The 20548-nt window shown below is 73.8% G+C and carries 18 protein-coding genes, 1 tRNA gene and 1 pseudogene; 9 read left to right on the forward strand and 11 right to left on the reverse strand.

Annotation, left to right across the window (positions count from 1 at the left end; all coding sequences use genetic code 11):
• The 5 genes and pseudogenes from GTW08_RS17075 to GTW08_RS17095 all read left to right on the forward strand — a co-directional run.
• Positions 1 to 231 (forward strand): annotated as a pseudogene (locus GTW08_RS17075) (16S rRNA (adenine(1518)-N(6)/adenine(1519)-N(6))-dimethyltransferase); the annotation flags it as partial.
• Positions 232 to 265: 34 nt separating this feature from the next.
• A complete protein-coding gene (locus tag GTW08_RS17080; RefSeq protein WP_304580198.1) occupies positions 266 to 1786 on the forward strand; it encodes a DHA2 family efflux MFS transporter permease subunit in 1521 nt (506 codons plus the stop codon).
• Positions 1787 to 2309: 523 nt separating this feature from the next.
• The gene (locus GTW08_RS17085; RefSeq protein WP_073577619.1) at positions 2310 to 3299 is read left to right on the forward strand and encodes a 4-(cytidine 5'-diphospho)-2-C-methyl-D-erythritol kinase; all 990 of its coding nucleotides are present in this window, start codon (positions 2310 to 2312) and stop codon (positions 3297 to 3299) included.
• A gap of 23 nt (positions 3300 to 3322) precedes the next feature.
• Complete coding sequence (locus GTW08_RS17090) at positions 3323 to 5125, forward strand: ABC-F family ATP-binding cassette domain-containing protein (RefSeq protein WP_073577620.1); 1803 nt, start codon at positions 3323 to 3325, stop codon at positions 5123 to 5125.
• 304 nt (positions 5126 to 5429) lie between these two features.
• Complete coding sequence (locus GTW08_RS17095; RefSeq protein ID WP_073577793.1) at positions 5430 to 6245, forward strand: alpha/beta fold hydrolase; 816 nt, start codon at positions 5430 to 5432, stop codon at positions 6243 to 6245.
• Here GTW08_RS17095 and GTW08_RS17100 read toward each other — a convergent pair.
• Both GTW08_RS17100 and GTW08_RS17105 read right to left on the reverse strand, forming a co-directional pair.
• The gene (locus tag GTW08_RS17100) at positions 6229 to 7053 is read right to left on the reverse strand and encodes an LLM class F420-dependent oxidoreductase (protein ID WP_073577794.1); all 825 of its coding nucleotides are present in this window, start codon (positions 7051 to 7053) and stop codon (positions 6229 to 6231) included. The genes GTW08_RS17095 and GTW08_RS17100 overlap by 17 nt on opposite strands.
• A gap of 29 nt (positions 7054 to 7082) precedes the next feature.
• Positions 7083 to 8450, reverse strand: coding sequence for a dipeptidase (locus GTW08_RS17105; RefSeq protein WP_073577795.1), 1368 nt, complete (start codon positions 8448 to 8450; stop codon positions 7083 to 7085).
• 90 nt (positions 8451 to 8540) lie between these two features.
• Between GTW08_RS17105 and GTW08_RS17110 the strand changes: the two genes are divergently transcribed.
• The gene (locus GTW08_RS17110) at positions 8541 to 10223 is read left to right on the forward strand and encodes a fatty acyl-AMP ligase (protein ID WP_073577621.1); all 1683 of its coding nucleotides are present in this window, start codon (positions 8541 to 8543) and stop codon (positions 10221 to 10223) included.
• Between the two features lie 60 nt (positions 10224 to 10283).
• Here GTW08_RS17110 and pth read toward each other — a convergent pair whose 3' ends face one another.
• The 5 genes from pth to GTW08_RS17135 all read right to left on the reverse strand — a co-directional run bounded on the left by pth (position 10284) and on the right by GTW08_RS17135 (position 14568).
• A complete protein-coding gene (pth, locus tag GTW08_RS17115) occupies positions 10284 to 10877 on the reverse strand; it encodes an aminoacyl-tRNA hydrolase (RefSeq protein WP_073577622.1) in 594 nt (197 codons plus the stop codon).
• A complete protein-coding gene (locus GTW08_RS17120; RefSeq protein WP_073577623.1) occupies positions 10874 to 11572 on the reverse strand; it encodes a 50S ribosomal protein L25/general stress protein Ctc in 699 nt (232 codons plus the stop codon). The genes pth and GTW08_RS17120 overlap by 4 nt, the downstream gene beginning before the upstream one ends.
• A gap of 186 nt (positions 11573 to 11758) precedes the next feature.
• Entirely contained in the window at positions 11759 to 13012 is a 1254-nt protein-coding gene (fmdA, locus tag GTW08_RS17125) for a formamidase (RefSeq protein ID WP_073577624.1), read from the reverse strand.
• Between the two features lie 76 nt (positions 13013 to 13088).
• Positions 13089 to 13373: a zinc ribbon domain-containing protein gene (locus GTW08_RS17130; RefSeq protein ID WP_083658990.1), complete on the reverse strand. Its 285-nt coding sequence runs from the start codon at positions 13371 to 13373 to the stop codon at positions 13089 to 13091.
• A 97-nt stretch (positions 13374 to 13470) separates the two neighbouring features.
• Positions 13471 to 14568, reverse strand: a complete 1098-nt coding sequence (locus GTW08_RS17135) for a substrate-binding domain-containing protein (protein ID WP_073577626.1) — start codon at positions 14566 to 14568, stop codon at positions 13471 to 13473.
• A gap of 72 nt (positions 14569 to 14640) precedes the next feature.
• On the opposite strand from GTW08_RS17135, the gene GTW08_RS17140 reads away from it, so the two are divergent.
• Complete coding sequence (locus GTW08_RS17140; protein ID WP_083658991.1) at positions 14641 to 15123, forward strand: MarR family winged helix-turn-helix transcriptional regulator; 483 nt, start codon at positions 14641 to 14643, stop codon at positions 15121 to 15123.
• A gap of 62 nt (positions 15124 to 15185) precedes the next feature.
• Here the strand turns inward: GTW08_RS17140 and GTW08_RS17145 are convergent, their stop codons facing one another.
• Both GTW08_RS17145 and glmU read right to left on the reverse strand, forming a co-directional pair.
• Positions 15186 to 16166, reverse strand: coding sequence for a ribose-phosphate diphosphokinase (locus GTW08_RS17145; RefSeq protein ID WP_073577627.1), 981 nt, complete (start codon positions 16164 to 16166; stop codon positions 15186 to 15188).
• Positions 16163 to 17746, reverse strand: a complete 1584-nt coding sequence (gene glmU, locus GTW08_RS17150) for a bifunctional UDP-N-acetylglucosamine diphosphorylase/glucosamine-1-phosphate N-acetyltransferase GlmU (protein ID WP_083658992.1) — start codon at positions 17744 to 17746, stop codon at positions 16163 to 16165. The genes GTW08_RS17145 and glmU overlap by 4 nt, the downstream gene beginning before the upstream one ends.
• Positions 17747 to 17988: 242 nt before the next feature.
• On the opposite strand from glmU, the gene GTW08_RS17155 reads away from it, so the two are divergent.
• Complete coding sequence (locus GTW08_RS17155; protein WP_100879598.1) at positions 17989 to 18510, forward strand: L,D-transpeptidase; 522 nt, start codon at positions 17989 to 17991, stop codon at positions 18508 to 18510.
• 102 nt (positions 18511 to 18612) lie between these two features.
• Positions 18613 to 19056, forward strand: coding sequence for an OsmC family peroxiredoxin (locus GTW08_RS17160; protein ID WP_073577628.1), 444 nt, complete (start codon positions 18613 to 18615; stop codon positions 19054 to 19056).
• Between the two features lie 57 nt (positions 19057 to 19113).
• Here the strand turns inward: GTW08_RS17160 and GTW08_RS17165 are convergent, their stop codons facing one another.
• Entirely contained in the window at positions 19114 to 20073 is a 960-nt protein-coding gene (locus GTW08_RS17165; RefSeq protein WP_073577629.1) for a Dyp-type peroxidase, read from the reverse strand.
• A 333-nt stretch (positions 20074 to 20406) separates the two neighbouring features.
• Positions 20407 to 20477, reverse strand: a tRNA-Gln gene (locus GTW08_RS17170).
• Between the last annotated feature and the right edge of the window lie 71 nt (positions 20478 to 20548).

Raw genomic sequence — 20548 nt, forward strand, 5'->3', positions numbered from 1 at the left:
CCGCCCGCCGACGCCGACCGGGCGGCGACCTTCGCGGTCGTCGACGCGGCCTTCGCCCAGCGCCGCAAGGTGCTGCGGGGAGCGCTGTCGGGCTGGGCCGGCTCGGCCGCGGCGGCCGAACAGGCCCTGCGCGCCGCGGGGGTCGACCCCACTGCCCGCGCCGAGACCCTGGCGGTGTCCGACTTCGCCCGGATCGCCCGGAACCGCCCCGCTGGGCACCCTCCCGCCTGACCGGACCGTGCCGGGGGCAGCGCATGATGGCGTGGTGACGCGGTCGAGGGAACAGGTGGTCAGCGCCGACGGGACGAACCCGTGGCCCGCGCTGTGGGCGCTGGTGATCGGGTTCTTCATGATCCTGGTCGACGCCACCATCGTCACCGTCGCGACGCCCGCGCTCCTGACCGCGCTGGACGCCGACGTCAACTCCGTGGTCTGGGTGACCAGCGCCTATCTGCTCGCCTACGTCGTCCCGCTGCTGGTCACCGGGCGGCTGGGGGACCGGTTCGGGCCCAAGCGCGTCTACCTGTGCGGGCTCGCGGTGTTCACCCTGGCCTCGCTGTGGTGCGGGCTCACGACGACCGTCGGCGCCCTGATCGTCGCGCGGGTCGCCCAGGGTTTCGGCGCCGCGATGATGACGCCGCAGACCATGGCCGTCATCACCCGGACCTTCCCGGCGGCCCAGCGCGGTCGCGCGATGAGCCTGTGGGGCGCCGTCGCCGGCGTCGCGACGCTCACCGGGCCGATCGTCGGCGGGCTCCTCGTCGGCGGCCTCGGCTGGGAGTGGATCTTCTTCGTGAACGTCCCGGTCGGGGTGATCGCCTTCGTCGCCGCCTGGCGGCTGGTGCCCTCGCTCGAGACCTCGCGCCGCCGGTTCGACGTCGTCGGTGTGGTGCTGTCCGCCGCGGGCATGTTCCTGCTGGTCTTCGGTATCCAGGAGGGCCAGAAGTTCGGCTGGAGTGCGGGGATCTGGGCGCTGATCGGCAGCGGCGTCGTCGTGCTGGTCGCGTTCGTGTGGTGGCAGCGGGTCACCACCAGCGAGCCGCTGGTCACGCTGCGCCTGTTCCGGGACCGCAACTTCTCGCTGGCCAACATCGCGATCTGCACCGTCGGCTTCGCGATCACCGCGCAGGGCTTCCCGCTGATGATCTACGCGCAGAGCGTGCGCGGCTTCACCCCGACCCAGGCCGCGCTGCTGCTCGCGCCACTGGCGATCTTCTCCGGCGCGCTCGCGCCGTACACCGGTCGGCTGACCGACCGCGTCCACCCGCGGCTGATCGGCGGCTTCGGGATGTCGACGTTCGTCATCGCGCTGGCCTGGCTGGCGTGGGTGATGGGCCCGGACACCCCGGTCTGGCAGCTGCTGCTGCCGCTCACCCTGCTCGGCATCTCCAACTCCTGCGTCTGGGCGCCGATCTCCACCAGCGCCACCCGTAACCTGCCGATGGACCAGGCCGGATCCGGGTCGGGTGTCTACAACACGACCCGTCAGGTCGGCGCGGTGCTCGGCAGTGCGGGCATCGCGGTGCTCATGGAGTCGCGGATCGCCGCGCTCGTCCCGGGCGCGTCGGCGATCGGCGGCTCCCCGGAGGTCGCCGCGACCGGCGGCCCGCTGCCCGAGGTGCTCCGCGACCCCTTCGCGACGGCGATGGCCCAGTCGATGCTGCTGCCCGCGGTCGTGCTGGTGATCGGGTTCGTGGCCGTCGCCTGCTTCGCGACGCCGCGCCACCTGGTCGAACGCCGCGCGGCCGCGGAGCGCACCGGCTCCGCGGAGTCACTCACCCGGTAGCTCCTCCTCCGGGAGCGGACGCCTCCTCCGGGAGCGGGCGTCGGCGGTGGGCCGGCTGATCGGTCAGGCGGCGGTCCGCACCGGGCGGTCGCGGATGCCTGGTGTGCGAATTCGCTTACCCGGTAAGCGAATTCGCCGGAGAGACGGTATCGGTGGGGACGATCCCGGTGTCGACGGTGGGAGATCGGGCGGCGGTGGGTAGGGGGGGGCGGTGTCGGGTGGGGCGGGCGTTGGCCGTCCCACCGGCGGCGCTGTCCTGCCCGTCGGATCGCGCGGGTGCCGGTTCTCCGAGTTCGCTTACCGGGTAAGCGAACTCGGAAGGGGACGGGTGCCCGCGACCGGGCTGATCGACCTGCCGCGTCACCCGGTGCCGCGCCACCGGGGTCGGATCGGCCGAGGTCGGTCCGCCGGGGCCCGGCCGGCCGGACCGGGCAGTGCGGCCGGCCCGGCCGGACCGGTGAGCCCGGCCACCCCGGATGCCGGGCGGCGGCGGCCCGTCCCGTGCTGCCCGTAGGGTTGAGCGGTGCTGTCCGCCGTGCCGCGACCGGTCACCGTCCGGGTTCCCGCGAAGATCAACCTGCACCTCGCCGTGGGCGGGGTGCGGCCGGACGGCTTCCACGACCTCGTCACGGTGTTCCACGCCGTCAGCCTGTTCGACGAGATCTCGGTCGAGCAGGCGCAGGAGCCCGCGCTGGAGGTGCACGGCGACGGCGTCGCCGAGGTGCCGCTGGACGCCACCAACCTGGCCTGGCGAGCGGTCGAGCTGCTCGCGGAGAAGGCCGGGCGCGCCCCGGACGTGCGGGTGACCCTGCGCAAGGGCATTCCGGTCGCGGGCGGCATGGCGGGCGGCTCCGCGGACGCGGCGGGCACACTCGTCGCGCTGTCGTCGCTGTGGCGGCTGGAGCTGGGCCGCGACGAGCTGGCCGAGCTGGCCGCCGAGCTCGGATCGGACGTCACGTTCGGCCTGCACGGCGGCACCGCGCTCGGCACCGGCCGCGGCGAGAAGATCATCCCCGTGCTCGCCCGGCACCGGCTGCACTGGGTGATCGCGCTTGCCCGCGGCGGGCTGTCCACACCGGCGGTGTTCTCCGAGCTGGACCGGCTGCGCGGCGACGGCCCGATCGCCGAGCGGCCGGTCGAGCCCGTCCTGGAGGCACTGTCCTCCGGGGACCCGCGGCGGCTCGCGCTCAACCTGGGCAACGACCTGCAGGTGGCCGCCGTCTCGATGGCCCCGGACCTGCGCCGCACCCTGCGGGCCGGGGTCAACTCCGGCGCGCTCGCCGGGCTGGTGTCCGGGTCCGGGCCGACCTGCGCGTTCCTGTGCGCCGACGCCGACTCGGCCGTCGAGGTCGCGACCGAGCTCGCCGGCATGGGGGTGTGCCGGACGGTGCGGGTCGCCCACGGCCCGGCCGGCGGCGCCCGCATCGTCGACACCTCCGAGACCGGCGGCGACCACCCCCCCGACCGCGGCGGTCCCTCGAGCTCCGGCTCGTGGCCCCCGGTCCGTGCCTGACCTTCCCGACGGTGGAGACGTAGTTGCCCGAGAACCTGCTCAACCTGGAGAACGTCACCGCGCACGTGCCCGGTGACGCCAGCCGTGTCCTGCTCGACGGCGTCTCGCTCGGTGTCGAGCGCGGCGACCGGATCGGCGTCGTCGGCCTCAACGGCGGCGGGAAGTCGACCCTGCTCGACGTGATCACCGGCGATCGGCCAGTCGAGGGCGGCCGGGTCAGCCGCCTCGGGGGCCTGCGGATGGCGCACCTGGTGCAGCACGACCGCTTCCCGGCCGGGTCGACGGTGCGCGACATAGTCCTCGCCGAGTACGGCGCCGACCACGAGTGGGCCGCCGACGCCCGGGTTCGCGACGTCCTCGACGGGCTCGCCATCTCCGACATCGAGCGGCCCACCGACGGCCTGTCCGGCGGCGAGAAGCGCCGGGTCGCGCTCGCCGCGGCGCTGATCGGGGAGCTCGACCTCGTCGTCCTCGACGAGCCCACCAACCACCTCGACGTCGAGGGCATCGGCTGGCTCGCGACGCACCTGACGGCGCGGCGGATCGCACTCGTCGTCGTCACCCACGACCGCTGGTTCCTCGACACCGTCTGCACCCGGACCTGGGAGGTCGCGAACGGGCGCGTCGAGTCCTACACCGGTGGCTACGCCGACTGGGTCTACGCCCGCGCCGAGCGCGGCAGGCAGGCCGACGCCGCCGAGCAGCGCCGCCGCAACCTGGCCCGCAAGGAGCTGGCCTGGCTGCGCCGCGGCCCGCCCGCCCGGACCTCGAAGCCCCGCTACCGGATCGAGGCCGCGGAGGCCCTGATCGCCGACGTGCCCGCGCCGCGCGACACCGTCGAGCTGATGGCGTTCGCGACCAACCGGCTCGGGCGCACCGTGCTGGAGCTGGAGGACGCGACCGTCTCCGTCGCCGGGCGCATCCTGCTCGACGACGTGACCTGGCGGCTCGGCCCGGGCGACCGGGTGGGCATCGTCGGGGTCAACGGCTCCGGCAAGACGACGCTGCTGCGTGCCCTGTCCGGGGAACGCGCGCTCGACTCGGGCCGGCGTGTCCAGGGCAGCACCGTGAAGATGGCGCAGCTGTCGCAGGAGCTCGTCGACCTGCCCGCCGAGATGCGCGTGCTGGAGGCCACCGAGGCCGTCGCCAAGTACGTGCGGTTCGGCAAGCAGGAGATGACCGCGTCGCAGGTACTGGAGCGGCTCGGGTTCCCCGCGGCCCGCCAATGGACCCCGGTCGGACGCCTGTCCGGTGGCGAGCGACGGCGGTTGCAGCTGACCCGGCTGCTGATGGACGAGCCCAACGTCCTGCTGCTCGACGAGCCCACCAACGACCTGGACGTCGACACCCTCGCCGGGCTGGAGGACCTCCTCGACGGCTGGCCGGGCACCCTGGTGGTCGTCAGCCACGACCGTTACCTCACCGAGCGGGTCTGCGACCAGGTCGTCGCCCTGTTCGGCGACGGACACCTCACCCACCTGCCCGGCGGGATCGGCGAGTACCTGACCCGCCGTGCCGCCACCGGCCACGGCCCTGCCGGGGCCGCACCGACCGCGCCGGTACCGGCCGGTGCGCCCGTCGCACAGGCGGCCGGGCCGAAGGCGAGCGCCGCGGAGCAGCGGGCCGCCCGCAAGGACGCCCAGCGCCTGGAACGACGGATGGGGCAGCTCACCGCGCAGGAGGAGAAGCTGCACGCCCGGCTCGCCGAGGCCGCCACCGAGCCCGGCCGGCTGATGGAGCTGGACCGGGAGCTGAAGGCCGTCGTCGCCGAGCGCGAGAGCGTCGAGCTGGAGTGGTTCGAGGCCGCCGAGCGCGCCGAGGGATGAGGGGTCTCTCCTACCCAGGTAGGAGAGACCCCGGGTAAGAAATCAGTAGTTCGACCGATCCGCGGCCCCCGGGTGCGCGGATACCGTCGTACTCGCGTCACGGCGGGCTGGGGAGCCTCGCCGGGGCGCGGGGGGAGAGACGGGCCGGTTCCGTCGCCACAGTCGGGGGGTGGCGACGGGACCGGGCTCGTGGCGGTGAGTCCGCCGCCCGCGGCTGTCACCGCGATGCGGGCCGAGCAGCCGGATCGACATCATGGTCATTGTGCCCCGGAACGATGTCGGGGTGTCGTGGCACGGTGGGACCGTGGAACTGGATGACGAGTTCGTCGTGGACGGTCACCGGGTGCGCTGGACCGCACGGGGCTCGGGACCGCCGGTGGTGTTCTGCCACGGCACCCCCTGGTCGTCGTGGCTGTGGGCGCCGATCGCCGCGGCGGTGGCCGGGTCGCACCGGGTCCTGCTGTGGGACATGCCGGGCTACGGGGCGTCCGGGCACAGCGCGGACGTCTCGCTCGGCGTACAGGGCCGGGTGTTGGCCGGGCTGCTCGAGCAGTGGGACCTGCCCGAGCCGCCGCACGTCGTCGCCCACGACTACGGCGGCGCCGTCGCCCTGCGTGCGCACCTGCTGCACGGCGCGGCCTACCGGTCGCTGACGCTGGTCGACGTCGTCGCGCTCGCCCCGTGGGGCTCGCCGTTCTTCCGGCTGGTGCGGGAGAACGCCGAGGTGTTCGCGGCGCTGCCGGGGCCGCTGCACGAGGCCCTCGTCCGGGCCTACGTGCGGGGTGCCGCGCACCGGCCCCTGCGGCCCGCCGACGAGGACGCGCTGGTCGGGCCGTGGTTGGGCGAGCGGGGTGCGGCCGCGTTCTACCGCCAGATCGCGCAGGCCGACCAGCGCTTCACCGACGAGGTCGAGCCGCGCTACGGCGAGCTGGACCTGCCGGTGCGGGTGGTGTGGGGCACCGAGGACACCTGGATACCGGTCGACCGCGCGCACCGGTTGACCGCAGCGGTACCGGGGGCCGAGCTGCACCTGGTGCCCGGGGCAGGGCACCTGATCCAGCTCGACGCCCCGGAGGCGCTCACCGCGCTGGTGCTGGGGGCACTCAGCCGGACGCCGTGACCACCTTCGCCAGCTCGTCGAGCTTCGCGAGGGTCTCGGACTCGGGCAGTGTCGGGAGCAGGAAGGTGACCCGCTCGACGCCCGCCTCGGCGTACCCCGCGACGACATCCGGGTCCGGCTCCCCGCCGAACACCGTGGTCGGCACGTCCGGCTTGCCCCGCTCGGCGAGGTCGTCACGGACGCGGCGGATCTCGTCGAAGGAGGTGTGCCCGCGCGGGAGCCAGCCGTCGCCGACCTCGGCGAGCCGGTTCAGCGCGGCCTCGCTCTCCCCGCCCAGGTAGATCGGCGGGGTGCGCACCGGCTTGGGCCAGGAGAAGGACCGCTCGACGTCGAGGTGGTCGCCGTGGAACTCGGCCTCGTCCTCGGTCCACAGCGCCCGCAGCGCGTGCAGCTGCTCGGTCATCAGTGGTCCCCGGGTCCTCGGGTCGACGCCGTGGTTGCGCATCTCCTCGCGGTTCCACCCCGCGCCGACGCCGAACAGCAGCCGTCCGCCGGACACCAGGTCGAGGCTGGCGGTCTGCTTGGCGGTGTGGATGATGTCGCGCTGCGGCAGGAGCGCGATCCCGGTGCCCAGGAGCAGGTCGGTGGTCGTCCCCGCCATCGCGGTGAGCGCGACGAACGGGTCGAGGGTGCGGTAGTACACCCGCGGCAGGTCGCCCCCGCCGGGGTAGGGCGACTCCCTGCTGGTGGGGATGTGCGAGTGCTCGGCGAGGAACACCGAGTCGAAACCGCGTTCCTCCAGCGCCCGGCCCAGCGGCCCGGGACGGATGCCCTCGTCGGTCACGAACGTTGCGATACCGAACTTCATGACCCCCGGGTACCCGTCGGGCCGGACGGTCACGCCCCCCCGGCCAGCCGGTCCAGCAGCAGGGCCTCCGCCAGCACCCCGCGCCCGAACATGCCCAGGTGCAGGCTCTCGTCGATGCCGTGCCAGCGGCTGGCCGGGTCCCCGACCCCGGTGACCAGCACCGCCGCGCCCGGGAAGGTCCGCGCGAACTCCGCGATGAACGGGATCGAGCCGCCGATGCCGGTCTCGACGGCGTCGTTGCCGTAGGCGGCGGAGAACGCGGCGCGGGCGTGGTCGTAGACCTCGCCGGTCGAGGACAGGCTGAACGGCTCGGCGACGCCGTGGCCGGGCGTCACCGACACGTGCGCTCCCCACGGGACGCTGCCCTCCAGGTGCTCCGCCAGAGCGCGCTGGGCCTCGCGGGCGTCCTGCCCGGGGGCCAGCCGCATGCTGACCATCGCGCGGGCGCGGGGGAGCAGCACGTTCGAGGCCTCGGCGACCTTGGGCGCGTCGATCCCCAGCACGGCGACGGCGGGCGCGTGGTTGACGCGGTCCGGGATCGAGCCGGTGCCGAGCAGTTCGACGCCGTCGAGCAGGCCCGCGTCGGAGCGGTAGGTGGCGTCGTCCGGGTCGGGCGCGTCGGAGCTGCCGCGCACCAGGCCGGGGACGGCGACCTCGCCCTTGTCGTCGTGCAGGGTGGCCAGGGTGCGGCACAGCGCGGTCAGCGCGTCCCCGACCGGGCCGCCGTAGACCCCGGAGTGCACCGGGCGCTCCAGCATCGACACCTCGACGACGACGTCGACCAGGCCGCGCAGGCTGGTGGTCAGCGCCGGCACGTCGACGGCCGGGTTGGCGGCGTCGGCGATCACGATGACGTCGGCGGAGAGCTTCTCGCGGTGCTCGGCCAGGAGCGCGGTCAGCGTGGGGGAACCGGACTCCTCCTCGCCCTCGATGAACAGCACGACCCCGACCGGCGGCCGTCCCTCGTAGGCGCGGAGCACGGCGAGGTGGGTCATGACGCCGGCCTTGTCGTCGGCGGCGCCACGGCCGTAGAGCCGCCCGTCGCGCTCGGTCGGCTCGAACGGCGGGCTGCTCCACTCGTCGTCGCCGCCGGTGGGCTGGACGTCGTGGTGGGCGTAGAGCATGACCGTCGGCATGCCCTCGGGTGCGGGCCAGTGCGCGACGACGGCCGGGGCCCCGCCGTCGGCGGAGAGGATCTCGACCGAGGCGGCGCCCGCGTCGCGGGCCAGCGTCGCGACGGCGTCCGCGGAGCGGCGGGTGTCCTCGGCGTGTGCCGGGTCGGCCCAGATGCTCGGGATGCGGACCAGCGCCTCGAGGTCCGTGCGCGCGCCCGGGAGGACGGCGTCGACGGCGGCGGAGAGGTCGGCGGGAGCGGGGTCGGTGTGCGGCTCGGCCATGCGCCCGGATGCTACGCCGCGGCGCGTCGCGTACGGCCGGTCGTCGATCGTGCCGCCCCGCACGGGCGGTTCGTCGCTACATTCGGGCCCATGTCCCGATTCCTGGCGACGTTGCTGGAGTCCGCGACCGTTCCCGGCGGGCTCGCCCGTGGGATGACGACGGGGGAGCCGCGCGAGCCCGTGCGGCGTTCCTGGGCGGAGGTGCACGAGACGGCCCGCGGGATCGCGGACGCCCTGCGACGCCCCGGCGAGGACGGCGGCCCTGCCCTGCCCTTCGGCGGCGCCGTCGGGGTGCTGGCCGGCGAGCCCGCGGCGATCGCCCCCGCCGCGCAGGCGGTGTGGCTGTGCGGCGGCAGCGTGACGATGCTGCACCAGCCGACCCCGCGCACCGACCTCGCCGAGTGGGCCGCCGACACCGTGACCACCCTGGGCATGGTCGACGCCGCGATGGTGCTGCTCGGCCCGCCCTTCGACGCGCTCGCTCCGGTGCTGACCGAGCGGGGCGTCCCGTTCCGGATGCTCGACTCGCTGACCGGCGACCCCGCCGCGTTCGTCGCGGACGCCGCCGTCGCCGACGAGGACGACACCGCGCTGCTGCAGCTCACGAGCGGTTCGACCGCCGCCCCGAAGGCCGTGCGGATCACCCACGCGAACCTGCACGCCAACATCGGCGCCATGGTGACCGCGTCCGCTCTGGACGTCGCGACCGACCGGATGGTGTCGTGGCTGCCGCTGTTCCACGACATGGGGATGGTCGGGTTCCTGACCGTCCCCATGACGGTCGGGCTGGACCTGGTCACCGTCACCCCCGCGGACTTCCTGGGCCGCCCGCGGCTGTGGGCCGAGCTGATCTCGTCCTACGGCGGCACCGTCACCGCGGCCCCGAACTTCGCCTACGCCGTGCTGGCCCGCCAGCTCGCCCGGGTCGACGACGGCGCGCTCGACCTCTCCTCGCTGCGGCTGGCGCTCAACGGCGCCGAGCCGGTGGACCCGGCGGCCGTCGCGGCGTTCACCGACGCCGGTGCCCGCTTCGGGCTGCGACCGGAGTCGGTGCTGTGTGCCTACGGGATGGCGGAGACCGCGCTCGGGGTGTCCTTCGCGCCCGTCCACACCGGGCTGACGGTGGACCGGGTCGACGCCGAGTCCCTGGAGACGCACCGGCGCGCCGAGCCCGCGGGCACCGGTCCGGCGCGGGAGTTCCCCGAGCTCGGACCGCCGCTGCCCGGGATCGAGGTGAAGGTCGTCGGCAGCGGCGGTCACGTGCTGGGCCCCCGGGAGGTCGGGGTGCTGCACCTGCGCGGCGACGCCGTGACGCCCGGCTACCTCACCGTCGACGGCCCGGTGTCCACCCAGGACCGCGACGGCTGGTTCGACACCGGCGACGAGGGCTACCTGACCCCCGACGGCGCCGTCGTCGTGTGCGGCCGCACCAAGGACGTGATCATCATGGGTGGGCGCAACATCTACCCGACCGACATCGAGCGGGCCGCCGGTGCGGTCGAGGGCGTGCGCGCGGGCAACGTCGTCGCGGTCCGGATCCCGGCAGGTGACGGGCGGCACCGGGAGTCGTTCGCCGTCGCCGTCGAGGCGAAGGGGGCCGACGGCCCCGAGGCGGTGCGTGCCATCCGCGACGACGTGATCCGCCGCGTCGTCTCCGCGGTGGGGGTGCGGCCGGCCGAGGTCGCCGTGCTGGCGCCGGGGAGCCTGCCGAAGACGCCGTCGGGGAAGCTGCGCCGCGCCGCGACGGCGGACCTGCTCACCGCCCGCCGCTGACCCGGACGCACGGGAGCCCCGGTCCCTGCGAGGGACCGGGGCTCCCGTGGAGGGCGGGGCTCAGCCCGACAGCGGGTGGAACCGGTTCTGCGCCGGCTCCAGGCCCTCGGACAGCAGGGCCTCGGCGGCGTCCGCGGCGAGGTCCAGACCGAGGTCGAGCTCCTTGTTCTCCACGCCGGAGAACCGCTTGAGCACGTAGTCCGCCGGATCCTGGCGACCCGGCGGCCGGCCGATGCCGAACCGCACGCGCAGGTAGTCCTTCGTGCCGAGCGCCTTGCTGATCGAGCGCAGGCCGTTGTGCCCGCCCTCGCCACCACCGCGCTTGAGGCGGACCACGCCGAAGTCGAGGTCCAGCTCGTCGTGGACGACGATCACCTCGGTCGGCGGGATCGAGAAGTACTGCACGAGCCCGGCGACCGGGCCACCCGAGAGGTTCATGTACGTCCGGGGGACGGCCAGGGTCACCGGGCGACCGGCGAGCCGGCCCTGCGCGATGTCGGAGTTCGACCGCTTGTGCGCGGAGAACCGGCCGGCGCCGGCCCGCGTCGCCAGCAGTGCGGCGACGCGGGTACCGACGTTGTGCCGGGTGCCCTCGTAGTCCGGACCCGGGTTCCCGAGTCCGACGACGAGAGCCGGCCCCGGCACGGGGCTCACTTGTCGGAGGACTCGGAGTCGCCCTCGGAGTCCGCGGAACCCTCGGCGGAGTCGCCCTCGGTCTCGGCCTCGGCGGCCTGCTCCTCGTCGGACGGCTCCTCGACCACACCGGCGCCCTCGGCGTCGACCTCGGCCTCGAGGTCCTCCTCGGTCGGGGCCGGGACGACCTGCACGACGAGGTACTCCTCGTCGGTGCGCAGCTCGACGCCACCGGGAAGCTTCAGGTCCTTGGCGAAGTACTGGGTGCCGATCTCGGCGTCCTCCACGGAGATCTCGATGTTCTCCGGGATGTTCAGCACGTCGGCCTCGACCAGGACGGTGTTGAGGTCCTGGGTGACCAGCGAGCCGGGGGCGGCCTCGCCGGTGACGACGACGTCGAGCTCGACCTCGACCTTCTCACCACGCTTGATGACGAGCAGGTCGACGTGCTCGATGTAGGGGCGCAGCGGGTGCACGACCACGGTCTTGGTCAGCGCGAGCTGCGGGCTGCTGCCGTCGACGTCGAGCTCCAGCACGGCGTTGCGGCCCTGCTCGCGGACGACCGCGGCGAACTGCAGCGACGGCAGCGACAGGTGGACGGGGTCGGTCCCGTGGCCGTAGAGGACGGCGGGGATCTTGCCGGCGCGACGGGTGCGACGGGCGGCGCCCTTACCGAACTCGGTCCGGGTCTCGGCGGGGATGCGGGTCTGGGCCACGGGAACTGCTCCTCGAACTGTCTGCGGTGGAAGGCGCGCGCGGCGAGGAGCCGACCGGGATCGGCCCACGTCGATCACGGCGGGTCAAGAGTGCACCCGCCCTCGCCGCGGAGATGCCGAGAAGCCTACGCCAGGCCCGTGGTCGTCCTGGGGCCAGCCCCCCGGGACGACCACGGAACCGGCTGCTCAGGCCACAGAGTGGGGCACGCCGGGGCCCGGGTCGATGCGGTGGGGGCCGTTCTTGCCGGGCTTGACGTCGAAGTCGAAGATCCCGGTCGGCAGGTAGACCGTCGAGCACGAGTTCGGGATGTCCACGACCCCGGACAGCCTGCCCTCGATCGGCGCCGCCCCGAGGATCATGTAGGCCTGGATCGGGGAGTAGCCGAAGTTCGTCAGGTAGTCGATCGCGTGCAGGCAGGCCCGCTGGTAAGACAGGTGCGAGTCGAGGTAGCGCTGCTCGCCGTCGAGGGTGACCGAGGTGCCGGAGAACGCGATCCACTCGCTGTACTGCGGGTCGGTGTTGCCCGGCACGAAGATCGCGTTCTCGGACACGCCGTAGGTCGCCATGCCGCCCTTGATGACGTCGACGTGCAGGTCGATGAACCCGCCCATCTCGATCGCACCGCAGAAGGTGATCTCGCCGTCGCCCTGGGAGAAGTGCAGGTCGCCCATCGACAGGTTCGCCCCGTCGACGAACACCGGGTAGAACACCCGGCTGCCCTTGGTGAGGTTCTTGATGTCCTGGTTGCCGCCGTTCTCCCGGGGTGGCGCGGTGCGCGCGGCCTCCGCGGCGGCCCGGTCGAAGTCGGCGCCGGTCAGCGCGCCGAGGATGGCCGAGTCCGGATTCGGTGGCAGGGCCAGCGGCGGCACCCGCTCCGGGTCGGTGTCGATCAGCGCCTGCTCGCGGGCGTTCCAGCGGCCGAGCAGCTCGGGCGACGGCGCCGTCCCCATCAGCCCGGGGTGGACGATCCCGGTGAACGACACCCCCGGGACGTGCCGGGAGGTGGCCGTCCCGCCCTGGAAGTCCCAGATGACCTTGTAGGCGTCGGGGAACTGCTCGGTGAGGAAGCCGCCGCCGTTGCGGGTGGCGAACACGCCGGTGTAGCCCCAGCCCTGCCCGGCCAGCGGCCCGGAGTCCTCCTGCGGGATCGGCCCGACGTCGAGGATGTCGACGATCAGCAGGTCACCCGGCTGCGCCCCGTCGACGGCGATCGGCCCGGACAGCACGTGCACCCCGGCCAGCGGCGCGTTCAGGATGTCGTCGGCGGAGTCGTCGTTGTGGATGGCGCCGTCGAACCACTCGCGGCAGTCGACCCGGAACGTGTCCCCGGGCTTGACGTGGACCTGCGCCGGGATGTCGGGGTGCCACCGGTTGTGGCCGGTCAGCTGCTGGTCGGTGAAGGTCCTGGTGCTGTCGAGGGGGAAGACGTTCCTGGGCATCGGACACTCCCGGGGTCGGTGCGGACGCGGGCGGGGCGGAGGGGTGAGGCGGTCGGCGCGGCGCAGGTCGACGCGGTCAGGGCCGCGGCAGACCGCGGGTGGCGGGGTGCAGCGGCGGCCCGCCGGGGCGTAGCGGGCGCGGGGGTGGGGCGGAGACGACCTGCGGTTCGTGGGCGGTGGCCGTGGTGCGGTCGATCAGGGCCACCCGGCCGCGGTCGGCGAGGCCGAGCATCGGTGCGGTGATGACGCGCGGGGACTGCTCCCCACAGGTGGGGCAGCGCGCCGTCGCGGGGGCGCTGCCGATCGGGTGCCGTTCCTCGACGGGGCCGTCGGCCCCGCACCGGTAGACGTAGAGCGCCACGGTCGTACCTCCCGGCACGCCGGGCGACCCGACATGCATCTGAGGAAATATTTTCCTGGGAAAGTACGACCGACGGGCCGGGGTGTCAACGGACCCGTCAGAGTTGCTGGACGACGTTCCAGGCGACCCCGTCGGCGACGGCGAGGAACACCTGCTGGCGCAGGTGCCGCCCGTGCACCTCGACGGTTCCGCGCGGGCTCTCGTAGGCCAGCCCCTCGGCGACCGCGGTCATCGCCGGGACCTCCGGCGACCCGGCCCGGCGCATGAGCTCGGTCAGCAGCCGGACGCCCTCGTAGCAGGACTCGCCGAGGCTGTTGAGCACCGGCGCGTCCGGGCCGAAGCGGTGGGCGTGCGCGGCCGCGAAGTCCAGCCCGGACGCCGTCGCCAGGTCCTCGAAGTAGCCGGCCGAGGTGAGCAGGCCGCGGGTGTTCTCCGGGCCCGAGGCGAGCAGCACGTTCTCCTCGATCAGCGAGCTGAACCGCAGGATCTCCCGGTCCAGCCCGACGGCGCAGAACGCCCGGTTGAACTCGACGGCGTCGTTGCCGATCAGCAGCATCAGGACGGCGTCGCAGCCGCTCGCCTCGACCCGGAGCAGCACGCGCGAGAAGTCCTCGGTGCCCAGCGGGACGTACATCTCGTCGCAGACCGTCCCGCCGATCCGGCGCAGGTGCTCGGTCGCGACCTGCGCGGACCGGCGCGGCCACACGTAGTCGTCGCCGACGATCGTCCAGCGGCGCACCCCGGCGGCCTCGGCGAACCAGCTCAGCGACGGGCCCAGCTGCAGGTCCGGGGTCTCCCCGGTCAGGAACAGCCCCGGTCGCTGCTCGCCGCCCTCGTACAGGGCGGTGTAGGCGTAGGGCACCCGCCCGCGGATCCGGGGCGCGACGGCCTCGCGGACCGCCGAGATGTGCCAGCCGGTGACCGCGTCCACGGCGCCGGCACTGACCAGCGCGTCGAGCTCCGCGGCGACGACGGCGGGTGGCGCGCCGCCGTCGACCGGCACCAGGTTCAGCTCCCGGCCGAGCACCCCGCCCGCGGCGTTGACCTCCTCGGCGGCCAGCGTCGCGCAGGTCTCGCAGGACGGGCCGAAGATGCCCGCCGGACCCTGCAGCGGGACGACCAGCGCCACGTTGAGCACCTCGCTCCCGCGCGCCGGCACGGCCGTCGCGCGCCCGGGGTCCGGGAACGGAGTCATGCAGGTGACGCTATCCATCGTGGCGTCGCCCACCTAGCGCCTCGTCGGAAAACGTCCGGTTACGATGCGCTCATGTCGGAGCCGGCGGAACACGTGCGGCCGTCCGGGGACGAGTCGCTGCGCCTGCTCTGCGCGGTGGGCCGGACCCTGGACCAGGAGCTCGACGAGGCCCTGCGCGGCTGCGGGTCCGACGTCGACCAGTGGCGGGTGCTCGGCCTGCTCGCCTCGCGCGGCGGCTGCACGATGAGCGTGGTCGCCGAGCACGCGCTGCTGCTGGCGCCGCGGGCGACCAAGCTCGTGGACCGGATGACCGCGGCGAACCTCGTGCACCGCAGGCCCGACGTCGTCGACCGGCGCCGGGTGCTCGTCGTCGCCACCGAGCGGGGCCGCGCGGCACTCGCGGAGTGGGACGCCGCGGCGGCCGGGGTGCTGGACCGCTACCGGCACCTGCTGGGTTCCGACGCGGCCCTGTTCGACGACGTGCTGCGGCGGCTGCAGGACGCCACCGGCCGGGCCGGGGTGCCGGGTCTGGCAGGGCTGGCCACCGAGGGCTGAGGCGGAACGACCGACGGCGCCCCACCCGCGGGTGGGGCGCCGTCGGCGGACGTGCGCAGTGCTCAGGCGTTGCCGTCGAACAGGCTCGTGACCGAGCCGTCCTCGAACACCTGGTGGATCGCCTCGGCCAGCAGCGGGGCGATCGGCAGCACGGTCATGCTGTCGAACCGCTTCTCGGCCGGGATCGGCAGCGAGTCGGTGAAGATGACCTCCGACGCGCCGCAGTTCGCCAGGCGCTCGGTGGCCGGACCGGACAGCACGCCGTGGGTGGCGGCCACGATCACGTCCGAGGCGCCCTCCTTGAGCAGCACCTCGACCGCCTTCGCGACGGTGCCACCGGTGTCGATCATGTCGTCGATGACCACGCAGCAGCGGCCCTCGATCTCACCGACCACCCGGTTCGCGACGGCCTCGTTCGGCTTGAGCGGGTCCCGGGTCTTGTGGATGAACGCCAGCGGGGTCCCGCCGAGGGTCTCGGCCCAGCGCTCGGCCAGGCGTACCCGGCCGGAGTCGGGGGAGACGACCGCGAAGTTGTCGGTCGGCCGGGTGCTCTTGATGTGCTGGGCGAGCACCGGCAGCGCGAACAGGTGGTCGACGGGGCCGTCGAAGAAGCCCTGGATCTGCGAGGTGTGCAGGTCCAGGGTCAGGATCCGGTCGGCGCCCGCGGTCTTGAACATGTCCGCGACGAGGCGGGCCGAGATGGGCTCGCGGCCGCGGTGTTTCTTGTCCTGGCGGGCGTAGCCCCAGAACGGCATGACCGCGGTGATCCGCTTGGCCGACCCGCGCTTGAGCGCGTCGACCATGATCAGCTGTTCCATGATGGCGTCGTTGATCGGGGCGGAGTGCGCCTGGATCACGAACGCGTCGGACCCGCGGACCGACTCCTCGAAGCGGCAGAAGATCTCGCCGTTCGCGAAGGAGTAGGCCGACTGCGGGGTGACCGTGACGTCGAGCTCCTTCGCCACGTGCTCGGCGAGCTCCGGGTGCGCCCTCCCCGAGAACAGCATCATGTTCTTCTTGGGAGTGCCTGCGATCGCGCTCACCGTGCGGTGCCTCCTCGGCTGAGGTCTCTCGGGTCTGTCGTACCGGCGGAGGTGGTGTGACCTGCGCCGTCGTTGCTGGTCGTGCCGTTCGTGGACGGGTCGCTGCCCGCCCGCTGTGCCGCCTCGGCGGCGGGGGTTCCGGGCCGCTTGCGCGGCACCCACCCCTCGATGGTGCGCTGTGCTCCACCCGACACCGCGAGCGCCCCCGGCGGGACGTCGTCGCGGAGCACGGTCCCGGCGCCGGTGTAGGCGCCGTCCCCGACCGTGACCGGGGCGATGAACATGGTGTCCGACCCGGTCTTCACGTGGGATCCGATGACGGTCCGCTGCTTGCGGACGCCGTCGTAGTTGACGAACACCGACGAGGCGCCGATGTTGCTCATCTCGCCGATCGTCGCGTCCCCGACGTAGGTCAGGTGCGGGACCTTGGTGCCCGCGCCGATGTCGGAGTTCTTGACCTCGACGAACGTGCCGATCTTGCCGCGCTCGCCGAGTACGGCGCCCGGGCGCAGGTAGGCGAACGGCCCGACCGAGGCGCCGGGCCCGATCCGGGACCCCGACCCGTGGGTGCGGACGACGCTCGCGCCGGCCCCGACGACGGTGTCGGTCAGCGTGGTGTCGGGCCCGATGACCGCGGCCTCGTCGACCTCGCACGCGCCGTGCAGCTGGGTGCCCGGGTGCAGGACGACGTCGCGCGCGAGCCGCACGTCGACGTCGACACGGGTGGTGGCGGGGTCGACCACGGTGACCCCGGCCAGCATCCACTCCCGCAGCACGCGGCGGTTCAGTTCCGCGCCGAGCTCGGCGAGCTGGACGCGGTCGTTCACGCCGCGCACGCGCCACTCGTCGTCGCAGCGGACGGCGTGCACCGTCCGGTCCGCGGCGACGGCGGCGGCGACCAGGTCGGTGAGATAGAGCTCCTGCTGCGCGTTGTGCGCGGCCAGGCCCGCGATGCCCGCGCGCAGGAACGCGGCGTCGAAGGCGTAGACGCCCGAGTTGACCTCCGCGATGGCCCGCTGCTCCGGTGTCGCGTCGGTCTGCTCGACGATCCCGGTGACGGCTCCGTCGGCGGTGCGCACGATCCGGCCGTAGCCGGTGGGGTCGGCGACCTCGCAGGTCAGCAGGGTGACCGCGGCGCGGCGGCCGGCGTGCTCGGTGACCAGCGCGGACAGGGTCGCGGTGTCGAGCAGCGGGACGTCGCCGTAGGTGACCAGGACGGTGCCGGTCAGGTCCGCGGGGAGCGGGGTGAGGCCGCTGCGGACCGCGTCGCCGGTGCCGAGGCGCTGCTCCTGGACGGCGGTGGTGGCGGTGCGCCCGAGGGCGGCGGAGATGCCGTCGACGGCCTGCTCCACCCGCTCGCGCTCGTGTCCGACGACGACCACGAGGTGCTCGGGCGCGGTACCGGCCAGTGCGTGCACCGCGTGGCCGAGCATGCTGCGCCCGCCCAGCTCGTGGAGCACCTTCGGTGTCGACGACCGCATCCGCGAGCCCGCGCCCGCCGCGAGGACGATGCCGGCTGCGACCGTCGCCGTTCCGGGTGCCGGTCGGTCACCGGTGCCGGCCCGGTCGGGTTCGGGCATGTTCGGTTCCTCCTGCCGGACTCGCCGCCCGTGCCGGGCGGAGGACGCGGGGCGCGCCGTGCCGGTACGGCATCGTACGGGGACGGCCCCGGGTGACCCGGCGGGCCCGTCACGCCCGCGGGGATGCCGCCGTAAACACAAGATCAACCCTTCGGGTGGTAACCGGTCGGGTACCGGTCTCGTTCCACCGTTCAGACGGCGGTGACCGACCGGTCACCGTCCGCGATGATGAGCGGAGTGCGATGACGCGCGAGGTCGAGGGACGCCGCCGGCGGCCCCGGGTGATGACGGTCCTGGCCACGGTGGCGGCCCTGGTGCTGGCCGGGCTGACCGCCGGGATGATCGGGACCGCGTCCGCGGCGCCGACGGCGTCCGACCGGGGTGGTCCGGGCCGCGCCGAGGGGACGCCCTGCTCGGCGGCCGCGCGCGCCTGCGTCGACCTCGCGAACAGCACGGCGTGGCTGATCCGCGACGGGAAGATCGAGGCCGGGCCGGTCCCGGCGTCGTTCGGGAAGAAGGGCCAGCGCACCCCGGCCGGCGTCTTCCAGGTCCAGTGGAAGAACAAGGACCACCGCAGCGCGGAGTTCAACAACGCGCCGATGCCGTTCGCGGTCTTCTTCGCCCCCGGCGGCATCGCCTTCCACGAGGGCAACACCGAGACCGAGTCCGCGGGCTGTGTCCGGCTGTCCCGCGCGAACGCCGAGCGCTGGTTCAACTCGCTGCAGGTCGGCGACCGGGTCGAGGTCACCAACATCCCGCAGTGACCGGAGGCGTTTCGCGGTCCGGGGTGGCGGGAACGGCTGGGGCGGAGAAGACTGCCGAGTGATCGGTTGTGCAAAATCGGTCCCCACGACACGGAGGTAACGATGCCCACGCGCAGCGCCCGCACCGCATGGAACGGCTCCCTGGAGCAGGGCTCCGGCCAGGTCGAGCTGTCCAGCTCCAAGGTCGGTACCTACGAGGTCAGCTTCCCCAAGCGCGCCGCGGACGACGCCGGTGGTACCACCAGCCCCGAGGAGCTCATCGCCGCGGCGCACTCCGCCTGCTACGCGATGCAGCTCTCGGCGAACATCGCCGAGGCGGGCGGGACCCCCGAGTCCCTCGACGTCTCGGCCGACGTCTCGCTCGGCCCGGACAAGGACAACGGCGGCTTCAAGCTGACCGGCATCACGCTGAAGGTGCGCGGTGAGGTCACCGGACTCGACGCCGACGGCTTCGCCAAGGCCGCGGAGGCCGCCAAGGCCGGCTGCCCCGTGTCGAAGGCGCTGACCGGCGTCGAGATCACGCTGGACGCCGCGCTGGAGAGCTGAGAACGACACCTGCGACGCCCCCGTCCGGATCCGGACGGGGGCGTCGTCGTGTCCGGGTCAGTCGTCCAGGCCGTCGAGGACGGGCCGGGCGGGGACGAAGAACGTGCACCCGGTCGTCGGGGTCGAGTAGTCGAGGATGCGGTCGTGCAGCGGCGGCGGGTCGCCGACGAACATCCGGCGCAGCATCGTCTCCACGACCCACAGGCGCCGGGAGTAGCCGATGAAGTAGGTGCCGTACTCACCGCGCCCCGGCGACGCGAACGGCATGTTGTCCCGCAGGATGTCGTGCTCGACGCCGTCGTCGTCGGTGATCGTGCACAGCGTCTTGTGCGACTTCTGGCCCTCCTCGGCGTCCGGCAGCTCCACCCCGTCGAACTTGGTCCGCCCGACGATCCCCTCCTGGGTGGCCACGTCCTGCCCGCGCCAGGCGGCCATGTCGTGCAGGTACCTCTGCACGACGACGTAGCTGCCGCCGGCGTATGCCGGGTCCTCGTCGCCGACCAGGGTCGCGGCCGGGAGGCCCGCCCCGTCCGGGTTGGCCGTCCCGTCGGCGAAGTCGAGCAGGTCCCGGCCGTGCCGGTAGCGGAAGCCGGTGGTCTCGTCCACGGTGGTGACGGTGTCGCCGAAGGAGTCCAGCAGCATCATCTCGAAGCGGACGATCAGGTCCGTGCTGTCCGCCCGCAGGTGGTAGAGCAGGTCCCCCTCGGTGGCGACGGCGGTGTGGCTCGCGCCGGTGATCTCGCGGAACGGTGCGAGCTCGCGCGGCGGCGGCCCGCCGACGACCCGTTCCCACACCCGGTGCCCGATCCCGACGGTGCAGTGGAACGCCGCGCCGTCGGCGCCGATGCGGACGTTCTTGACGAGGTCGGAGGTCGCGGCGAGCGTCGACCGGACCCTGGCGTCGGAGTCCGGCCCGTCGACCACCCGCAGGACGAGGAAGGCAGCCGCGGCGGTGAGCGGGGCGGTGACGTCCTGGGGCTCCGGTGGTGGGACTGCGCGTTCGGTCGCGTGGGTCACACCGCCGGAGCGTAGCGACCCCGTGGTGACACCGCGTCCGAGCCGCGCGCAGCTGCTCGCCCAGCTCGGGTTCGTCGTCGACCGACGGCGCGACCACGAACGAGCTGGACACGAGCTTCGAGGAGGCGGGCCGGATCGGCTCGGAGGTGGTCCTGATGTACCACGCCACCGCGGCCGAGCGCCGCGGGTTCGAGGCCGGGCCGGTCCCCGAGCTGATCCCGCAGTTCGGGCGCAGGCAGGTGGCCTCCGTCGTCGGGGCCGCGAACGTCGCCGCCGTCTCGCCGTCGACCGCGCTGTCCTGGCCCTGGGGCCGTGTCGCACATCGGCGGCTTGCTCCGCCGCCAGGATTCGAACCTGGACCATCGGAACCAAAATCCGAGGTGCTGCCGTTACACCACGGCGGATCGTGGGGCCTCGTCATCGTGACACGTCGGCGACGCCGTCCCTGCAGCGCACCCGCCCTCCGCGCCGGCCG

The sequence above is a fragment of the Pseudonocardia sp. SID8383 genome (assembly GCF_009864975.1).
Lineage (GTDB): Bacteria > Actinomycetota > Actinomycetes > Mycobacteriales > Pseudonocardiaceae > Pseudonocardia > Pseudonocardia alni.

Excerpts from the sequence above, each read along its gene's own strand:
- GTW08_RS17100 (WP_073577794.1), bottom strand. The coding sequence starts at position 7,053 with ATGAAGTTCGGTATCGCAACGTTCGTGACCGACGAGGGCATCCGTCCC.
- GTW08_RS17105 (WP_073577795.1), bottom strand. The coding sequence starts at position 8,450 with ATGGCCGAGCCGCACACCGACCCCGCTCCCGCCGACCTCTCCGCCGCC.
- GTW08_RS17110 (WP_073577621.1), top strand. The coding sequence starts at position 8,541 with ATGTCCCGATTCCTGGCGACGTTGCTGGAGTCCGCGACCGTTCCCGGC.
- fmdA (WP_073577624.1), bottom strand. The coding sequence starts at position 13,012 with ATGCCCAGGAACGTCTTCCCCCTCGACAGCACCAGGACCTTCACCGAC.
- GTW08_RS17135 (WP_073577626.1), bottom strand. The coding sequence starts at position 14,568 with ATGACTCCGTTCCCGGACCCCGGGCGCGCGACGGCCGTGCCGGCGCGC.
- GTW08_RS17140 (WP_083658991.1), top strand. The coding sequence starts at position 14,641 with ATGTCGGAGCCGGCGGAACACGTGCGGCCGTCCGGGGACGAGTCGCTG.
- glmU (WP_083658992.1), bottom strand. The coding sequence starts at position 17,746 with ATGCCCGAACCCGACCGGGCCGGCACCGGTGACCGACCGGCACCCGGA.
- GTW08_RS17155 (WP_100879598.1), top strand. The coding sequence starts at position 17,989 with ATGACGCGCGAGGTCGAGGGACGCCGCCGGCGGCCCCGGGTGATGACG.
- GTW08_RS17160 (WP_073577628.1), top strand. The coding sequence starts at position 18,613 with ATGCCCACGCGCAGCGCCCGCACCGCATGGAACGGCTCCCTGGAGCAG.